The organism is Paenibacillus sp. FSL H3-0286 (assembly GCF_045040705.1).
In the GTDB taxonomy this organism is placed as follows: Bacteria; Bacillota; Bacilli; order Paenibacillales; family Paenibacillaceae; genus Paenibacillus_AQ; species Paenibacillus_AQ odorifer.
On sequence record NZ_CP150285.1, the window covers coordinates 2680165 to 2697898 of the forward strand.

Below are 17734 nucleotides of genomic sequence, written 5' to 3' on the forward strand. Positions count from 1 at the left end.
CGTTATGAACAGAGATGAGGAATATATCCAAGCGACAGTGATGGAACTAATCCGCAAAAATGGAGCCTTACCCACAGTAGAACAGAAAGAGACGCTACAGGCTGCTGATTTGAACAGAACTTTAAGCGAATGGGGAGTTAATTCGTTTCGGGCTTTATATCTTCTGTACGATTTGGAGGAAGTCTTCCGGGTTCAGATTCCAGACAACTGTCTCACTCCGGAGACCTTTGAGTCTCCCCTGACGATTATTAACTGTCTTAAAGTGTTGCTCAATGATAAGGCAATTTCCTGATGCATGATTTTTAATTCCAAGAATCGGGAGGATGAAGTATGACTCGAGGTTTATCAAATTGGGAAGCGCTGCTGCAGGCCGAGCGAATGCATAGAAGTCTCCCTCCTATCCGTGCTGATTCCGATTTAACTGATATTCCGCTGAGCGGTGCTCAGCGCAGATTATGGTTTTTGCATCAATTGAACCCTACCAGCTCCGCTTACAATATGACGATACAATACCGCTTGAAGGGTTGTCTGAATTATAAACACTTGACTGAATGTCTGGGTATCTTGAAGGAAAGGCATCGAATTTTAGACACTGTATTTTACGAAAAAGACGGGGAACCTTACCAAAAGACGGTTCCACAGCCCGCAACGGTCAGGATTGAGCGTCTGGATTGTCTTGAGTCAGAGATGGAGAAACAGGCGCTGGATTGGTTGGTAATGGAGATTAATAAACCGTTCGAATTAAATGGAGGCTCTTTATTTGAGGCGGTACTGGTGCAGATGAGCCCAACCGAGCATTTACTGATATTTCGTTTCCATCACAGCATTTCAGATGCGTTGTCTCTGGATATTTTTACAAATGAATTCAGGGAGATCTACAACGCTTTGGAAGAAGGCAGGGTGGCACGCTTGCCTGAATTGCCGGTACAGTATTCTGCTTATGCGGTCTGGGAACAAAAATATATTGCAAATGCCGGCAATTCAACACTAATGGATTATTGGAGCAACAAGTTAGCTTCGGCAGATACGCGGCTTGATTTAAATCTTGCGGCAATGCCTGAAGCTGCTGGACCAACCGATTCGGAGTGCAATTATGGGGGAGAGTTGCCGCAGGATGCCTATAATGAAATGCTGGATTTTATAAAACGTCACCCTGAATTCACGGTCTATAACGTTATGCTGGCAGCCTACCGGGTCCTGATGTTTAGATACACCGGTCAGTCTAACCTGATTATCGGCTCAACCATGGCTAACCGTAACCGCATTGAAGTAAGGAATCTTATCGGTTTTTTTGCCAATACGTTGCCACTCACCACCAATGTGCAGACTGAAGACAGCTTCTTTGAAGTTTTGAATAAAGAGAAAGAAACAATTAATGAGGGCATTGCCTATCAACAAGTCTCTTTCGACAAGCTGGTCAGTATTATGCATCCAGATCGCAGGCCAGGGGAAAATCCGCTGTTTCAAACGATGTTTACTTATGTGCAGAGCGGCAAAACGGATTTGGAGTTATCCAACCTAACTGTTGAAGCGTTAAAGGCAGATAAAAGCTCTTCGGCCTTTGACCTGACGATTGGGCTTAATGATACCGGAAGCGGAGTGCAATTATTTTACGAATACAACAATGATAAATGGTACGCGGCCTCATTGAGGCAATTCCATTACCACTACATTAACATTCTCCAGCAGCTGCTGCAGCGACCGGAGGCTACGGTTAGCAGCCACATGTTTTTGACCGCGGAAGAAATCAATAAAGTGATCTACGAATGGAATGATACTTGTACCGATTTCGGCTGTCTGGACAGCCGAAGGTTCATAAGCCAGATCAAAAAACAAGCTGAGAAGCATAGTCATCTGCGGGCTGTATTTTTGAGCGAAGAAGACAACATGAGTTATGAGGAGCTTGATCTGGCCTCAGATATGCTTGCTTCGAGGCTGATGCAATTGGGGATCGGGCGTGGCAGCCTTGTTGGATTGGGCTTGGAGAGATCTGTTGAGCTAGTCACCTCAATTCTGGCGGTAATTAAATGCGGCGGGGCATTTATGCCGCTTGATCCACAGCTGCCCTCCAAACGTCTGGCCCATATGATTTGTGAGTCGTCGTGTGCACTGATCATCACCCAGGAACAATATGCGGCTCTGTTTAAACCGATGCATAAGGTGGTCCTCGTCGGGATTAGCTCTTATTCAGCTGACTTAAGATGTGAAATTGTGCACAATGAGCCGGCCGAGCCCAGCGATTTAGCCTATGTTATCTATACTTCCGGTTCAACCGGAACCCCGAAGGGCGCGATGAACAGCTATGAGGGATTATACAACCGGCTTCTTTGGATGCAGCGGCAGTTTGGTTTGGATGAGACCGATAAAGTGCTGCAGAAGACACCGCTCACTTTTGATGTGGCAGTATGGGAGCTGCTGTGGCCATTACTGCATGGAGCGGAATTGGTATTAGCCCGACCGGATAAACCGCATGATCCCGAATATATTGGGAATGTGATTGTCGAAAGGCATATTACGACCATTCATTTTGTTCCGGCCATACTGCAGCAGTTTATGGACTCCGTTCCAATAGAAAACTGCATTTCACTTAAAAATGTCATTTGCAGTGGAGAAGAGCTGAGTACCACATTACGTGATTCTTTTTTCTCTAAATCCGCTGCGCGTTTGTTCAACTTGTACGGGCCCGCTGAGGCAGCCATTGATGTAACCTGCTGGGACTGTGCGGAAGGCCGAGGCCATTCAAGTGTTCCGATCGGCAAACCGATTTCCAATCTCCGAATTTACATTCTGGATAAGTATCTTCTGCCGGTTCCCGTTGGGGTTTACGGAGAAATATGTATTGGCGGAATAGGAGTGGGCCTAGGATACATCGGAAATGAAGAGCTGACTAACCGCAGTTTTGTACCCAATCCTTACTCCAGACATCCTGCTGCTGAACGTCTGTACCGCACAGGAGACATGGGCAAATTCCTCGAAGACGGCACGATTATTTATGGGGGAAGAACAGATCAACAAATCAAGCTCAACGGTGCGCGGATAGAACTGGGTGAAATCGAGGCCGTATTTCGCCGTTACAACCGGATCAAAGAGATTCTTGTCCATCCGCTGAAGCAGAATAACGGGGGGCAGCTTATGATTGCCTATTATGTGAGCGATGAAGAGATTGCTGCTGCGGAGCTGCGAAACTATGCGAGAGCGTATTTGCCGGCCTATATGATTCCTGGCATCTTTATGAAACTTGAGAGATTTCCGTTAAATCGAAATGGCAAGGTTGATCGCCAGGCGCTTCCGCTGCCTGATGTGAGATTTAAAGAAGTGAGCAGCGCTCTACTTCCTAAAAATGAGTTTCAGGCAGAGATAGAATCTATCTGGCAAGAGTTGTTGAGTTTGGAGGGCCGTGCGATCGGCGTTGCCGAGAATTTTTTTGATCTGGGCGGCCATTCGTTATTAGCTCTAAAGCTAGTTAGTATTGTCAACAAAAGATTCAATACAAACATAACCATTATGGAGTTGTACCTAGGCGAATTTACGATTGCAAGAATGGCGGACATGCTGTCTGAACCGTCCTCAGCTGCAGCCCAAGGACAGCTGACGAAATCAGTGTTATCTCAACTAGGAATGTCATTGGAAGAAATTTTGCAAGTAGGCGAAGGAACATTAGGCCAGAGATAAATGATGGACAGGGAGGATATGATGGACCAAATACAACAGCGGGTGGAGGTATTGCTGCGCCTATTTGTAAAGTGTGATATTTCCTTGGAGCCCGAAAGTGCGTTCACAGATCTGGAAATGGATTCGCTTACTTACATCAAATTTATTGTTGAAGTTGAGCGGGCGTTGCAATTGGACTTTGATCCTTACCTTTTGGTAGCAGGACATTTTCCTACGGTTGGAGATTTAACGGCATATCTCTGGAGTAAAAATGGTGAAGGATGTGCCACAGATGCCTAACCTGCCGATCAAGTACCCTATGGTGAACAGCAGCATGAACAGTTCTCATCTGCTCAGTGTAGTGGAAGTCTGCTCTAGTAAGATGGATTGGCTGCATAACCATTATATTCATTTATATCTTGGAGCGAATATGGATGTGATGGATCTTGAATTTCTGTCACCCGAGCAATCTTTGGGGCATTTCCCCTATCTGAATTTTAAAGAGATCAGGCTTGGTCCTGAACGTGTTGCTGTAAAACAGATTTTGGATTGTCTTGCCGAGAAGGAGTATGTCGAAGTAAGCTTGGATGAATTTTATATAGAAGGTAAGCACTATTTTAATAAGGTTCATTTCGAAAGGAATTTTATGATTTACGGCTATGATGATCTTAGTCATACATTTAGTATTGCTGGCTCGGATTACGATAAAATCTTCGAGTTTCATGAGCTTCCCGCCGATCAGATCATATCATCGCTGCGCGCTCATGCATTCGAGCGGCATTCGATTCGCTCTGTCCGGCTAAATGAAGCTGATAAGATGCATTTTGAGCCAACTACACTGATCGCAAGCCTAGGGGATTATTACTATTCACGCCAGCCGAAAACCATGGTAACCTGCCCGGAAACAGATGGAGGTTCGTGTTGGGGGATGAAGGTGTATGGGGCGCTGCTAGACTATTTAGATAGGTTGGCGCGTAACGAAATTTTCTATTGTGTTCGTCCGTTTCATTTACTCTGGGAGCACAAAAAATGCATGGTTAACAGGCTTGGATATTTGTCTCAATGTGGATATAACCTTTCTGATTTCATTATGAAAGGCTATGAGGATATATACGAAACCACTCTTATTCTCAGAAACATTTTGGTGAAATATCATCTTGAGCCTGACCTTAACCTGTTGCGGATCGCTGCACGCACAGTGGAGAGTATCGATGAGCAAGAGCGCGCGCTTCTTTCAGCGCTTTTGAAAGAGTTTAGTACTGTAATCAGCAAAATAGAAGAAAAGGAGAATTCTCGGTGATACCCGATAAATGTGAAGTTGTTATTATTGGATCTGGAGCAGTCGGGGCATGTACAGCCTACTATTTAGCCAAAAAAGGGATAACCGATGTGGTAGTGCTTGAGAAAAGCGGAAGTTTAGGCGGAGCAACCACATCTATCTGCGCAGGCGGGATGCGAAGTCAGTTTACAACGGAGATAAATATTGAATTGTCCAAGTTAAGTTTTCGATTGCTGGAGCAGCTTGATTCGTATAACCTTGTTCAGGATGAAATGGACCAGTGCGGATATATGTTTATTTTCACGGCACAAGATAATCTTTCCGAGTTTTATGATGCGATGCTTTTGCAGCAAAGGTTGGGTGTGCAAACGGAATGGATGGAGCCTAAGCAGATTCAAAAGAAGCTGCCGATGCTGGTTCTCGAGGATGTAGCCGGTGCAACTTACAATAAGCAGGATGGATTGATCGACCCCAATAAGATTACAAGCGCGTATATTCGGCTCTCCAGAGAGCTGGGTGTCAAATATTATCCTGGAGTCGCTGTAACGGACTTTATTACTGACGGTTCCGCGATACAGCAAGTGGTAACGTCAGAAGGAGCGATAACTTCGCGAGTTGTTGTAAATGCTACAGGCCCCTGGTCCAAATTTGTGGCTGCTAAAGCCGGAATTGAGTTGCCGGTAATCCCCTGCCATCAGCAGTTGTTGGTTACAGATGTGCTCCCATGGCTGCCCGCCGATTTTCCCGTTATTGTGTTCCCCGGGGAAGGTCTAGGCTTACATAAGGAGACAGGCGGTCTGTTAACGGGCTTGAATAAGCCCTTTGTTGCAGGGGTATGCGAAGATCCGGATTACAACTACTCAGACCCGGAATGGGAATATAAACATCTGGAAGCTGCTCTTCGTCGACTGCCTCGTCTCCAGGAAGCAACCATCAAATCCTGCTGGGGAGGGTATTATGATGACACGCTGGACTCCCATCCGGTGCTGGGCGCTGATAACAAAATCCAGGGGTTTTACCATGCGTCAGGATTCAGCGGACATGGTTTTATGCACAGCCCGGCCGCCGGACTCCTAATCAGTGAAGAAATAGCCGGGAATTCCGCACAAACATTAGACATATCATCATTGCGGTCCAATCGCTGGCTAACTGCAGCAGGCAGAAAAATTAATGAATACTACAAGATTTAGAAGTATAGGAGGTTTATTGAAATGGAGAACTCTAAGAACCAAATGTTAAAGCTTATAGATAATATGCTAAACGCAAATGTGCTTCAGCGGACGGATCTCAAACGGTTTACCGCAAACCTTGAGCATTCACCGGATGATCCCGAAATGCTGCGTCTGGAGCTTGAATCCTGGTATCGTGGGATGGGGGTAGATCAGATCATTGGCAGAAAATTCGAACTATCGACTTGTCCTTTTACAAGCGAAGAGATTCGTTCATCGAGAGAAAATGGAGAAATTATTTTGTGCTTTCCCAAGGGAATTACACGGGAACAGATTGGTGAGCTTACAAGAATTTCAAGCTGGGCCTTAAAAGATCCACTTGTGACAGCCGCAACGGAGCAGGAAGATTGCTGGATTCGCACATCGGCTGCGCTGTCGCCTTCATTAATGAAACACACAGGGCTAGAGGTTGCACACTTGGTGGAAGACAGCGGGGATCTTAACTTTAGTTTGGAAAGGTATCTTCTTTTCGTGGCTAGAGTGAGATTTTTGACAGGTAATACCCCGGATTCGGAATACTGGATTTGGCTTCCAAGAGGGAGATACGACCGTTCGGGAATGTTAATTGCCGGTTTTGACCGAAATGGCTGCTTTAATGTGCATGGCTGGATGCCCCAATTCTCTGCCAGTTTTTTGGGTGCCAGATTTGGAACACTTCCCGGTTCCGCTGCCAAAGTCGGTTCTTCCATCGTCTCAGATTCAGACCTCAGTTTCACTAAAATTTAACAATGGAGGCCGAAATCAATGGCAGATCGTCAGAGTAAAAGAGTAGCCTGTGTTATTCCCCCGTTTTACCGGCTTATTGAGTCGAAAAACAATAGGATCAGTCCTGCTATGCATTACATAGCCGAGATATTGCATCGTAGGGGTCATGCAGTCACGTTAATTAATGGCGATAATGCTCCAGATGATCATGATTATACAGAGCGGTACAGTATGACTATGAACAGCTGGCTTATGCAGGAACGCTGTACTCGGGGGCATGAAAGCTTTGATATGGTCATAAATGAGTTAGAATGCTTTCAGCCTGATTATGTGTTTATTGGTGTTGGCGATGTTCTGATGCCTACTGTCGAGCTTGGAAGCACTCAGTCCTGTGCATACCTTGCAAAAGAGATAAAGAAGAGATGGGGAGATAAGGTTACCTGTATTGGTTATGGACATTTGCTTAAACATGCCAAGCTGAAGGATATGGCTGATTTGGATACGATCATTGTTGGAGAAGGCGAGGATCTTGCGGTTTCTGTAGTAGAGGAGAATGCAAGGGGAATGCTGCCTGTTAAATGGGCCCAGCAATTAAACGATCTGCCGATATTGACAGATTCATATTTAGCGCAGAAAAATAAGCCGGAAGACTGGGACTACATTATGTCTATGCGCGGGTGCCCCAAACGCTGTACATTCTGTTATCAACCCTCGCTGCGCGGCTGCAATGTTTCCTTTATGTCTCCCGAACGTTTTGTTAGCGAAATCCGCTACCGCATTGAACAAATGCATGTATTTGGATTTTATTTCTCAGATATGATCTTTCTGCCGGGCTTAGGCAAACGCACTTCAGAAATGCTTAGATTGCTGATTGAACTAAAAGAGGAGTACCCTGAGTTTCACTGGTGGGCAGAGGCGCGCGTGGACATTTGTGTGAGACAGAATATCCTTGATAAGATGAAGCAGTCGGGGTGCGTGCATTTGAAATTTGGTGTGGAAATGGCCAACCAAAGGATGCTGCAAGTGGTGAATAAAGGAATTAGATTGACGGAAGTCGAGGAAGCTTTCCGCATGGCAGCGGAGGCGGGAATCAAACGGACAGCCTATATTTTGCTGGGATGCCCTGGATTCAATGACCAAGATTATATAGAGATGTTACCTTTTTTTAAAGCCTTAAAGGCTGATAATTATGTGATAAATATTAATGTTCCTTATGTTGGCACACAGCTATATGAACAGGTGAAGGAACAGCTTTTTAATTTTGGGATTTATAAAGATGGTGAAGAAAGTTACATGCATACTTCCTTGGTGATGCAAAAATTCTGGGGAATTTCTGATGAAACACGGGATAGTTTTTTTGCACTTCAAGGAGAGAAAGATGATGCAAAAGTAAGGAATTATAAGCGGAAAATTGTAGAGAAGGATGCTTTTATAGAGAATGACGTGTTGTCCTTTCATGAATAGGATCCGCAAGTACTTATGAGCTGAAGGAGTAGCGATGAGCGATGGAGATTTTCGGGGTGAAGGTGGCTGAGCTAATATCTGAACCTGCGTTAGAAACATTAATGTGGCGCATCCCCCAACAAAAGAGAGAGCGGCTTAAACGCTTTAAAAGAGTGGAAGCGTTACAGCATTCTCTTATTGCTGAATTGCTGGTTCGTGTAAGCTTAAATAAACGGTTAAAAGTGAACAACCGCGATCTCGAGTTTGTTACAAATGTCTACGGAAAACCCTCCCTAAAAAAAAGGGAGGGTACTGTAGAGTTTAATATTTCGCATTCAGGAGAATGGGTGGTTTGCGCATTGGATGAATTGCCGATCGGTATTGACATTGAGCAGATTCAGCAAGCCGATCTTAATATTGCTAAGCGTTTTTTTTCGCAAGATGAATATGTCCAATTGACGGAATGTGAAGAGATGGGCCGGATGAGTCTGTTCTTTGACCTTTGGACACTTAAAGAAAGCTATATCAAAGCGATAGGGAAGGGATTATCTCTTCCATTGAACTCGTTTTCGTTTCGTTTAAACAACGGAATTCAATTGGAGAACCATGACGCAATCGGATTGTATCACTTTAAGCAGTATCATATTGATGAGAAATATAAATTAGCCGTATGTGCGCAAAACCCTTTATTTCCCGGGGAGGTTTCAGTGGTAAACCAATGCCAATTTCACCAGGATTGCATGCAACTATTGGATGCTTTTTAACGATCTAAGCCTAGGTGATATTGAACTTGTTACAGAGAAGCGGCTTATCTACAGATAAGTTGCTTTTCGTCTTGCACGTTTTCGCTTTATCTAGATTTGAAGTTTTCTGCTAAGGTGTTAATATTCCTCATCTGTTATATGCATAAGCCATTGATGTGATGTAAAATGTCCATGAGTGATTAATGCTGGAGATTTGATCAAATATTGATGGAACAGGAAACTCGCATATGCGATGCAAGGAATCGTTCGAATCTGAAGATAACTATCGGAGGGACCAGAGATGGCTGAGCAAAAGATGATTGAAGTGCCGTTTCAGCAATGGGTAAACGATAAGGAGCTGTGGGTACAGCTTAATGATTTGATGATGCAGGAGAGTAAACTCCCAGGACCACGAGTGAATTTGGAGCTCTCAGACCATTTTGCCAAACAATTCGCTCATCCTAATCTAACAGATACAGGCTGGGAGCTGCTCGTCTCTTGGACTGACATTAGTGAAGCTGAAGCTGGGGTGAATGATCCCCGTGAGTTTCTGCCGTTTTGTGCAGTTAGGGCGTTGGGTGCTTATTACAGTTACGCTGGAGAAGAGCAGCAAGTAGTGATTCAAAACATCATCAAGACAGCTATGAATGATTCGCGATGGAGGGTGCGTGAAGCGTCTGCTATGGCGCTGCAAAGTATAGGGGAGGATGATTTCACCCTGCTCAGGCAGCTGATTGACATGTGGGAGAAGGGTGCGAACAGGCTTGAGCAACGGGCTTTTGTAGCGGCATTAGCGCATCCTCCTCTTTTAAAAAAGAAAGAAAATACGCTATATTGTCTTCAGTTGGCTGACGGAATCATGGAGAGTATAGATGTTGGGGGAGCGCAACATGAGGACGCTGAGCATTTTCGTGTATTATCTAAGGGACTTGAATACAGCTTGAGTGTATTTGTGGCGAATGAGCCTGAAGAAGGCTTTGTTATGCTGGAGAGATTTGCAAAGAGCCGAGATGCCCGAATCCTTAAGATTGTGAAGAGTAATCTTGGCAAATCGCGTCTGAGTAAAAAATATGCTGCCCAGGTGGCTGAGATCCTAAAGGAATTCGATAAGATAGGAAAAGACACTTAGGATACGAGTGCCATTTGGCAGTTGTATTTAATCATTTTTTTTGTTTTTACTTATATTAGAATTAACAATTAAAGAAACAAAGAGAATTAATATAATCAAAGAAAACCACTCTATGGATTGTTCGAATATTAAACTGTAGGTTATATTAATAAATTCAAAGACAGCTATTATTATTAAAAATATGTCCCAACGATCTTTTTTCATTAAAATGCACCATCCAAATCTATATGGAGGATATTGATAGATTATAAGTTGTTCATGTCCTCAAAAGTTTGACAAATGCATGAAATGTAACTATTATAGTTGCATCTGAAGGATGTTTTGCAGCAAGGCAGAAGGAGAGATTTCCATGAATATTAGCACCCGATTTGCGGTAGCCATTCATATATTAACGTTGATTGACAGCAATAAAGAAGGCAAAAGCACATCGGAGTGGATAGCTGGTAGCGTAAACACAAACCCTGTAGTTATCCGTCGGCTTACGAGTATGCTGCAAAAAGCAGGACTAGTAAATGCACGCCCCGGAGTCGCAGGCGCCTCGCTTACACGTAGCGCATCCGAGATTACGCTGCTGCAGATTTATAAGGCAGTTAATGCGGTGGAAGAGGACTCGTTGTTTTCTGTACATGAGCATCCTAATCCAGATTGTCCTGTTGGCAAGAATATAGCCAGTGCAATTGTACCTGTGTTCTCACTCGCCCAAAAAGCAATGGAGAATGTTCTCCAGGAGGTTACATTGGAACAGATTGTGAATGAAATGCCAGAACTATGATTCCTCCATATCACAGCTTAGAAGTAAGGCCAGAACATGTGAAAACGTGATTCTGGTCTTTTTTGGCTTAATTAGGTTTATGGTCAAAGAAGGGAAGTAAGAGAGAATATAGAATCTGTATTTATAAGCCGGATTAAAGATAATATACATACATACATTGAGGGAGAGCTAAAGAATGTTAAAGAAATTACTGCCTATACTACTAATTATAGTAATGATTACCGGATGTAATGAATCAAAGGATACCACTAAATACGAGGATACTAATTTTGGAATCACCTTTAACTATCCGGATGATTGGGTTGTAACTGAGAAGTATGGAGCGCCATTATGGTTGATAGTCTCTACGACTGATTATAAACCTGCTGAGGGACTTAAAGGTCCGGGAGTAATGCTCTTTGGATTTAAGCCTAAGGACATGGAGCTTGTCAACAAATGGCTCGAGGATGCCCAAACGAATTACAACAACGGGGCGGAGCTGACAAAAAGTAAAGCTAGTTTAGGCGGGTTAGAGTCCGTAAAGTACGAAACTGAAGTATTCGAAGAGGAAGGGAGTAAAGGAAAAGCTATCTATTACGTTATTGAGGAACCGGAAATGTCATTTATGGTGCAGTTCCCTTATAGTGTGGATGAAGTACATAAAGAAGATATGAAGAGGATAGAGGATATTTTACAATCCATAAAGTTTACAAAAGATTAAGTGTGACTAGAACGAAGTAGCTGGAATGGTGGAATGTACGGTATAAAATGCGGTTGAAATGTACTAAAGTGGCTGGAATGGTGAAATGTAAGGTATAAATGCCGTTGAAACGGGCTGAAGTAGCTGAAATGGTGAAATGTATGGTATAAACGCCGTTGAAATGTGCTGAAGTAGCTGGAATGGTGGAATGTACGGTATAAATACCTTTGAAATGTGCTGAAGTGGCTAAAATGGTGAAATTTACGGTATAAATACCGTTGAAATGTGCTGAAGTAGCTGGAATGGTGGAATATACGGTATAAATGCCTCAGATTTGGCTGAAATCATCCAAAGAAGCAAAAAGAGAAGCAAAAATGCCCTATAAACGAGCAATAGTCGCTGAAAGTGTGAAAAGAAAGGCAAAAATGCCCTATAAACGAGCAATAGTCGCTGAAAGTGTGAAAAGAAAGGCAAAAATGCCCTATATACGAGCAACAGTCGATGGATGAGCGAAAAGAAAGGCAAAAATGCCCTATAAACGAGCAGCGGCTGCTAAATGAGCAGCAACAGCCGCTGATGCAGTACAATTACAATTAGTTTAGGATAAGTAACTTTTTTAAAGATCAATATATACGGAGGTTCTACAGTGGAGCAAATTGCAATAATCTCAGACATTCATGGAAATATACCGGCCCTTACGGCCGTTTTAGATGACATCCAGCAGCGGGGAATCAGCAGAGTCTTTTGTTTAGGCGATATTGTTGGAAAAGGACCGGACTCAGACCTAGCCGTTGATATCATAAAAAAGAATTGTGAAATCAGTGTTATGGGGAACTGGGATGATTTAATGAATCAGGATGTTGATTTTGAGATGGCTCGGTGGTGCCGCGGGTTGTTAGGTCAAGAGCGCCTAGCTTATTTAAGCACGTTGCCGTTTTCGATTGAGTTTATGATGAGTGGTAAATTTGTACGGTTATTTCATGCTTCGCCACGAAGCCTGTATGAACGTGTTCAACCTTGGGATGATTATGAAAAGCGATTATCTTTGTTTGATTATTCTGATCTCTGCCAGGAGAAACGACAAGCGGATATCGTAGGTTACGGGGATATTCATAATGCTTTTATTCAACATCTAGAAGGTAAGACCTTATTTAACGTAGGCAGTGTGGGGAATCCGCTTGATCTAACCCAGGCATCTTATGTGATTATGGAGGGAGAATACATGGGAGTGTCAGCAGCTCCTTTGAATATGCAATTTGTAAGAGTGCCTTATGACATCGAGTTAGCTGTTCAACAGGCCGTTGAGGCAGATATGCCAGCTGCAGAGCCTTATATTCGTGAGCTTAGAACCGCGCAGTACAGGGGAAGTGTCCGGGGATAATAAAGGAAAGGATAATAAAGGAAACGAAAAATCAAACTGCAACCTTAATCCAAGCCATCAAAAAGTAATGGAGGGAACAAATTGAAGCTTAGTCACGTATTTGAGCAATTCCCTACTTTGGAATCCGAGCAATTATTACTGAAAAAGATTGAAGTCAGCAACCTTAATGAGGTATTTGGGATATATAGCAATGATCAAGTATTTGAGTACTGTGGAATTATTCCGAAACATAATAAAGATACAGTCAAGAATATGATCGGTCATTTCGAACGTGATTTTACCAAAGGGGTAAGAGTGAAATGGGGGATTTTCCTCAAAAATAACCCTTACATACTGCTAGGTATCATCGAAGTTATGGATTTTAATCAAAAGGTGGATATGGTGACGATCGGTTACTTTTTGGCGGAACCTTATTGGGGAAAAGGGATTGCAGCTCAGGCCATTCAGTTAGTGGTGAAATATTTATTTGAGACTGCAGAAGTCAATCGAATTCAAGCTGAGGTTATGCCCTTTAATGAACGATCGAAGCGGGTGCTTTTGAAAAATGGCTTTACGAAAGAAGGCACGTTAAGGCAGGCGCATGTATGGTCAGGTAAAGGGCTGGTGGATCTGGAGATCTACAGCATTTTGGCAGAGGAATATTTTGCAAGCATCGGTAAGCCAAGAGTGAGCAATAGGATGTAATCCTAGTGAAAGAAGGGGAAATCATGGGCACTATCGTAGTGATTGGCGGGGGAGAGTTAATCGAGCTTGAAACGCTGGAAATTGATCGTAAAGTTGTGCAGCTAACTCAAAAGGCTAAGCCGAAGGCGTTATTTATTCCAACAGCCAGTAGTGATGCGCCGGGATATTGTGATACTTTTAGCAAAGTATATGGCGATATTCTTGGATGTGAAACAAGTCACTTATTGCTTGTGAGCCAAACCTACACTCATGATGAGATTACAGATTTAATTACAGCTGCTGATTTGATTTATGTGGGTGGAGGCAATACCCGAAAGATGCTGGAGATTTGGAAAAATACAGGGGTAGATACGCTTTTGAAAGAAGCTTATTCCTCTGGAACCGTATTGGCCGGGCTTAGCGCAGGTTCCATCTGTTGGTTTGAATATGGGCATAGTGACTCTGAGGCGTTCGACGATCAGGGGGAATGGCAGTATATCAAGCTTGAAGCCATGGGGATTCTGCCGGGCATTCATTGTCCGCATTATAATGAGGATATTCGGGTTGAAGATTTTACACGCATGGTTAAAGGTGGAGGTTTGCCTGGAATCGCGGTGGATAACAATTGTGCAATCATCTATAAAGATAAGGAATATAAAGTGATGTCGACCAGAGAAGAAGCTAAAGCCTACCGTGTGATTGACTCCGAGCAAGGTGTTGTCGTAACGGAAATAGAAGAACATCCAAGCTACAGACCTCTTTATGAACTGTATAGTGCGTTATGATTATTTTTGAAAAGCAAGAGATCAGACTGAGAACACTTGAGCTAAACGATGCCGCATTACTTGTAAAATGGCTCTCAGACCCCGTTGTACTGGAGTTCTATGAAGGTCGTGATCGCCCGCATGATTTGGAGCTGGTGAAGGAGCATTTTTACGACGAGCAAGCTGAAGTTACACGGTGTATTGTGCAATACAAGGAGCGGGATATAGGTTATCTCCAGTTCTATCTTATAGATGATGAAGAATTAGAGGTGTACGGCTACGTGGGATTCGAAGGTCAAATCTTTGGGATGGACCAGTTTATTGGCGAGCCTGATTTATGGAATCAAGGAATGGGTTCGCGACTCATTAAAGAAACAGTCAATTATCTAGTCGAAGCAAAACAGGCGGATAAAATTGTCATGGACCCGCAAGCCTGGAATGAAAGAGCCCTTAGAGTATACGAGAAGATTGGCTTTGTGAAGAAGAAATACCTTGAACAGCACGAACAACATGAAGGAGAGCTAAGAGATTGTTGGTTGATTGAATACACGAAGCAGTCGAGACAATAAATATCTTTTTAACAATCGGATAAGGAAGGTGCACTTATTAAACTACTGTTTGTCTGCAGCCAGAATCGCTGGCGGAGTCTAACTGCGGAGAAGATTTTTCAAGGAATTGATGGCCATGAAGTGAGATCTGCAGGGACTGAAGATCATGCCAGAATTAAAATTTCTGAAGGGCATTTGGGTTGGGCGGATGTGATTTTTGTGATGGAGAAGAAACATGTTCGAAGAATTCAAGATAAATTTAGAGACTGTGTAAGGGGCAAAAAGATAATTTGCCTGAACATAGCTGATGACTATAAGTATATGGATGAAGATTTGATCGGCCTTCTGGAATCCAGTGTATCCGAATATTTTCTGGAATGGAGCAACAAAAATGAGGATTAGAACAGAAACTGTGGCAGACTATAATGGAGTATTTCAAGTGAATGTTGAGGCTTTTGGTGATCGGGAAGATGAAGCGCAGTTGGTCGAAAACATTCGTTCAGAAGCAAGGAATCGGCAAGGCGCTGATCCAAGAAGGGTTAGAAAGATGTAGAACGCTCGGATATGAGCTTGTCTTTTTGATCGGGCATCCCGAATATTATCCAAGATTCGGATTTCAACCCGCAGGGCTACATGGGCTGGAGTTGAAACAATTCGCGGTACCGGAGAATGTCTTTATGGTCTGTGAGCTGAAGGAAGGCGTACTGCAGAGGATTAAGGGAGAGTTGAAATACCCGGAAACCTTTTTTTGAATTACTTATTATATGTTCCTGTGAATCATGTTTGGCTGTGAACCAGTCGACATGATTTTTTTATAGGTAATTGACAAACATATAGAAGGTAACTATACTAAAGATAGTTAATTTGTAACTAAAACAGTTACAGCATGATTGGGAGGAATTTATAATGACGACTAAAACAATACTTCAACCAGACACTCAGATCGGTCTGGTACAGATTAGAGTAAGCAATTTGGAGCGTTCGCTCACCTTTTATCAGAATGTTGTGGGATTAAGCGTTTTGCGGCAGACTGGCCGCGAAGTGGAAATGACCGCTGACGGTCAGAATGTGTTATTAATCTTGCGGGAGATTGAAAATGCGCGGGTGATCCGCCCTAATTCTGTGGCTGGGTTGTATCATTTCGCTATCCTTGTTCCAGATCGTCCTAGCCTTGGATTGGTTGTGCGCAATTTGATCTCTTCGGGGATTGAAGTGGGGCAGGGGGATCATCTGGTCAGTGAAGCGTTGTATATTCAGGATCCAGATAATAATGGGATTGAAATCTATCGAGATCGTCCTAAGAGTGAATGGAAATATGATGCAGAAGGGCATGTAATGATGTCCACTGATCCAGTGGATGTAGATGGACTATTGGCAGCTTCTGAAGGTTTATCATGGAGCGGGCTGCCAGCGGGAACAGTGATTGGGCATGTACACTTTCATGTGGGGAATTTAAATAAGGCGAAAGCCTTCTACGTCGATTTGCTTGGTTTTGAACTAACAGCTAATTATGGAAGTGCTGCTATGTTTATCTCTGCTGGTGGCTATCATCACCATATCGGGCTGAATGTTTGGGCCGGACAGGGCGCACCTGCGGCTCCAGCTGATACTGTGGGGATTGATTATTTTACCTTAATTCTTACGAATGAAGAGGAACGCAACGCTGTGGTGGAGCGAGTTCGGCAGGCTGGTTACGCAGTTACAGAAGTGAATGGAAATCCTACATTCCAAGATCCTTGGAACATTGGAATCAGACTTGTTTTAGAGAGATAATTATATATCCATTTTCGTCCATTTATTTTATAATATTGGAAATAGATGGGCGGAAGGGTGAAGTTTGTTGGAAGCATTCAAAATGGCGTATATCATTCTTTGTCATAAGAATCCGGAGCAGATCAATTTGCTAATCGATAGTTTAACTAACGAGTCCGTAGAGTTTTTCCTTCATGTCGATCAGAAAAGTAATATTGAAGCTGATATTATTCATCGTAACGATATTCATTTTGTGGAAAAGCCTATTGATGTGCAGTGGGGGCATTACAGCCAGATTGAATGCATTTTGAAGTGCTTTTCGCTGATCAAAGAACATGGGGATTTCAATTATATCCACATCCTAAGCGGTCAGGATCTGCCTCTTGCTTCAAATGAAGTGATTCTAGATTTCTTTAAGGTGAATGAAGGTAAGGAATTTGTGAAGTATTTGCAGCTGCCTAATGCTGCGGAAACTTGGGGATGTTACGAGCGGGTCTCAGTTTATTATCCTAGATTCCTCATCTCAAGGACCCGGCGTATGACAGCGATCCGAATGAGGTACATTAAACTAATTATGAGCGTTCCGTTTCTGCAAAGAAGATTAAGCGCTCTGCCGAACGGTTTATATAAAGGCTCAAACTGGATGTCTATTACAGGTGGATGTATGGAGTACATCTTGGATTTTACAAAAAGCTCTCCGGAATACGTCAGATTTTTTAGGAACACTTTATGTGGAGACGAAATTTTTTTCCATACGATAATTTTGAATAGTGTTTATAAGATGCATGTGCTGAATGAAATTAAGCGGTATACAGATTGGGAAACAGGACCGGATTATCCTAGAACGCTAACGATAGAAGACTATGATCGGATCACTCAACGGGGCACGGAATGCTTTTGGGGGAGAAAATTTGATCTCGATATCGATAGAACCATCGTTCAGGAGCTCCTTGATATAAATATTAAAGCGAAAACATCGTAAACTCAGGAGGACAA

The 17734-nt window shown here is 43.1% G+C and carries 18 protein-coding genes and 1 pseudogene; all 19 read left to right on the forward strand.

Annotation, left to right across the window (positions count from 1 at the left end):
• Positions 1-4: 4 nt before the first annotated feature.
• The 19 genes and pseudogenes from MHB37_RS11515 (at position 5) to MHB37_RS11605 (ending at position 17720) form a co-directional block, all read left to right on the forward strand.
• Positions 5-292, forward strand: a complete 288-nt coding sequence (locus MHB37_RS11515) for a hypothetical protein (protein ID WP_076129939.1) — start codon at positions 5-7, stop codon at positions 290-292.
• Between the two features lie 38 nt (positions 293-330).
• Positions 331-3672 carry a non-ribosomal peptide synthetase gene (locus tag MHB37_RS11520; RefSeq protein WP_405169256.1) on the forward strand — a complete coding sequence of 1114 codons (3342 nt, stop codon included), beginning with the start codon at positions 331-333 and terminating at the stop codon, positions 3670-3672.
• 18 nt (positions 3673-3690) lie between these two features.
• Complete coding sequence (locus tag MHB37_RS11525) at positions 3691-3951, forward strand: acyl carrier protein (protein ID WP_175617289.1); 261 nt, start codon at positions 3691-3693, stop codon at positions 3949-3951.
• A complete protein-coding gene (locus MHB37_RS11530; RefSeq protein WP_076129942.1) occupies positions 3944-4951 on the forward strand; it encodes a hypothetical protein in 1008 nt (335 codons plus the stop codon). Before MHB37_RS11525 ends, MHB37_RS11530 begins: the two co-directional genes overlap by 8 nt.
• Positions 4948-6120 carry an NAD(P)/FAD-dependent oxidoreductase gene (locus MHB37_RS11535; protein WP_405169257.1) on the forward strand — a complete coding sequence of 391 codons (1173 nt, stop codon included), beginning with the start codon at positions 4948-4950 and terminating at the stop codon, positions 6118-6120. Before MHB37_RS11530 ends, MHB37_RS11535 begins: the two co-directional genes overlap by 4 nt.
• Before the next feature lie 21 nt (positions 6121-6141).
• On the forward strand, positions 6142-6885 hold the full coding sequence (locus MHB37_RS11540; protein WP_405169258.1) for a hypothetical protein: 744 nt from the start codon (positions 6142-6144) through the stop codon (positions 6883-6885).
• An 18-nt stretch (positions 6886-6903) separates the two neighbouring features.
• Positions 6904-8328, forward strand: a complete 1425-nt coding sequence (locus MHB37_RS11545) for a B12-binding domain-containing radical SAM protein (RefSeq protein ID WP_405169259.1) — start codon at positions 6904-6906, stop codon at positions 8326-8328.
• A 56-nt stretch (positions 8329-8384) separates the two neighbouring features.
• Positions 8385-8975: pseudogene (locus MHB37_RS11550) on the forward strand (4'-phosphopantetheinyl transferase family protein); the annotation flags it as partial.
• A 376-nt stretch (positions 8976-9351) separates the two neighbouring features.
• The gene (locus tag MHB37_RS11555) at positions 9352-10179 is read left to right on the forward strand and encodes a hypothetical protein (protein WP_405169260.1); all 828 of its coding nucleotides are present in this window, start codon (positions 9352-9354) and stop codon (positions 10177-10179) included.
• A gap of 349 nt (positions 10180-10528) precedes the next feature.
• Positions 10529-10951: an Rrf2 family transcriptional regulator gene (locus MHB37_RS11560; protein WP_076100677.1), complete on the forward strand. Its 423-nt coding sequence runs from the start codon at positions 10529-10531 to the stop codon at positions 10949-10951.
• Positions 10952-11126: 175 nt separating this feature from the next.
• The gene (locus MHB37_RS11565) at positions 11127-11651 is read left to right on the forward strand and encodes a hypothetical protein (protein ID WP_339190614.1); all 525 of its coding nucleotides are present in this window, start codon (positions 11127-11129) and stop codon (positions 11649-11651) included.
• Positions 11652-12276: 625 nt separating this feature from the next.
• A complete protein-coding gene (locus MHB37_RS11570; protein ID WP_339248028.1) occupies positions 12277-13011 on the forward strand; it encodes a metallophosphoesterase family protein in 735 nt (244 codons plus the stop codon).
• A gap of 81 nt (positions 13012-13092) precedes the next feature.
• Complete coding sequence (locus MHB37_RS11575) at positions 13093-13695, forward strand: GNAT family N-acetyltransferase (RefSeq protein ID WP_051491425.1); 603 nt, start codon at positions 13093-13095, stop codon at positions 13693-13695.
• 5 nt (positions 13696-13700) lie between these two features.
• The gene (locus tag MHB37_RS11580; protein WP_143759908.1) at positions 13701-14459 is read left to right on the forward strand and encodes a peptidase E; all 759 of its coding nucleotides are present in this window, start codon (positions 13701-13703) and stop codon (positions 14457-14459) included.
• Entirely contained in the window at positions 14456-15007 is a 552-nt protein-coding gene (locus MHB37_RS11585; protein WP_405169261.1) for a GNAT family N-acetyltransferase, read from the forward strand. The genes MHB37_RS11580 and MHB37_RS11585 overlap by 4 nt, the downstream gene beginning before the upstream one ends.
• 36 nt (positions 15008-15043) lie before the next feature.
• The gene (locus tag MHB37_RS11590; RefSeq protein ID WP_405169595.1) at positions 15044-15388 is read left to right on the forward strand and encodes a low molecular weight protein tyrosine phosphatase family protein; all 345 of its coding nucleotides are present in this window, start codon (positions 15044-15046) and stop codon (positions 15386-15388) included.
• Positions 15389-15456: 68 nt separating this feature from the next.
• On the forward strand, positions 15457-15738 hold the full coding sequence (locus MHB37_RS11595; RefSeq protein WP_256715847.1) for a GNAT family N-acetyltransferase: 282 nt from the start codon (positions 15457-15459) through the stop codon (positions 15736-15738).
• 154 nt (positions 15739-15892) lie between these two features.
• Positions 15893-16759, forward strand: coding sequence for a VOC family protein (locus MHB37_RS11600; RefSeq protein WP_076189804.1), 867 nt, complete (start codon positions 15893-15895; stop codon positions 16757-16759).
• A gap of 67 nt (positions 16760-16826) precedes the next feature.
• The gene (locus tag MHB37_RS11605) at positions 16827-17720 is read left to right on the forward strand and encodes a beta-1,6-N-acetylglucosaminyltransferase (protein ID WP_143762697.1); all 894 of its coding nucleotides are present in this window, start codon (positions 16827-16829) and stop codon (positions 17718-17720) included.
• Positions 17721-17734: the final 14 nt, after the last annotated feature.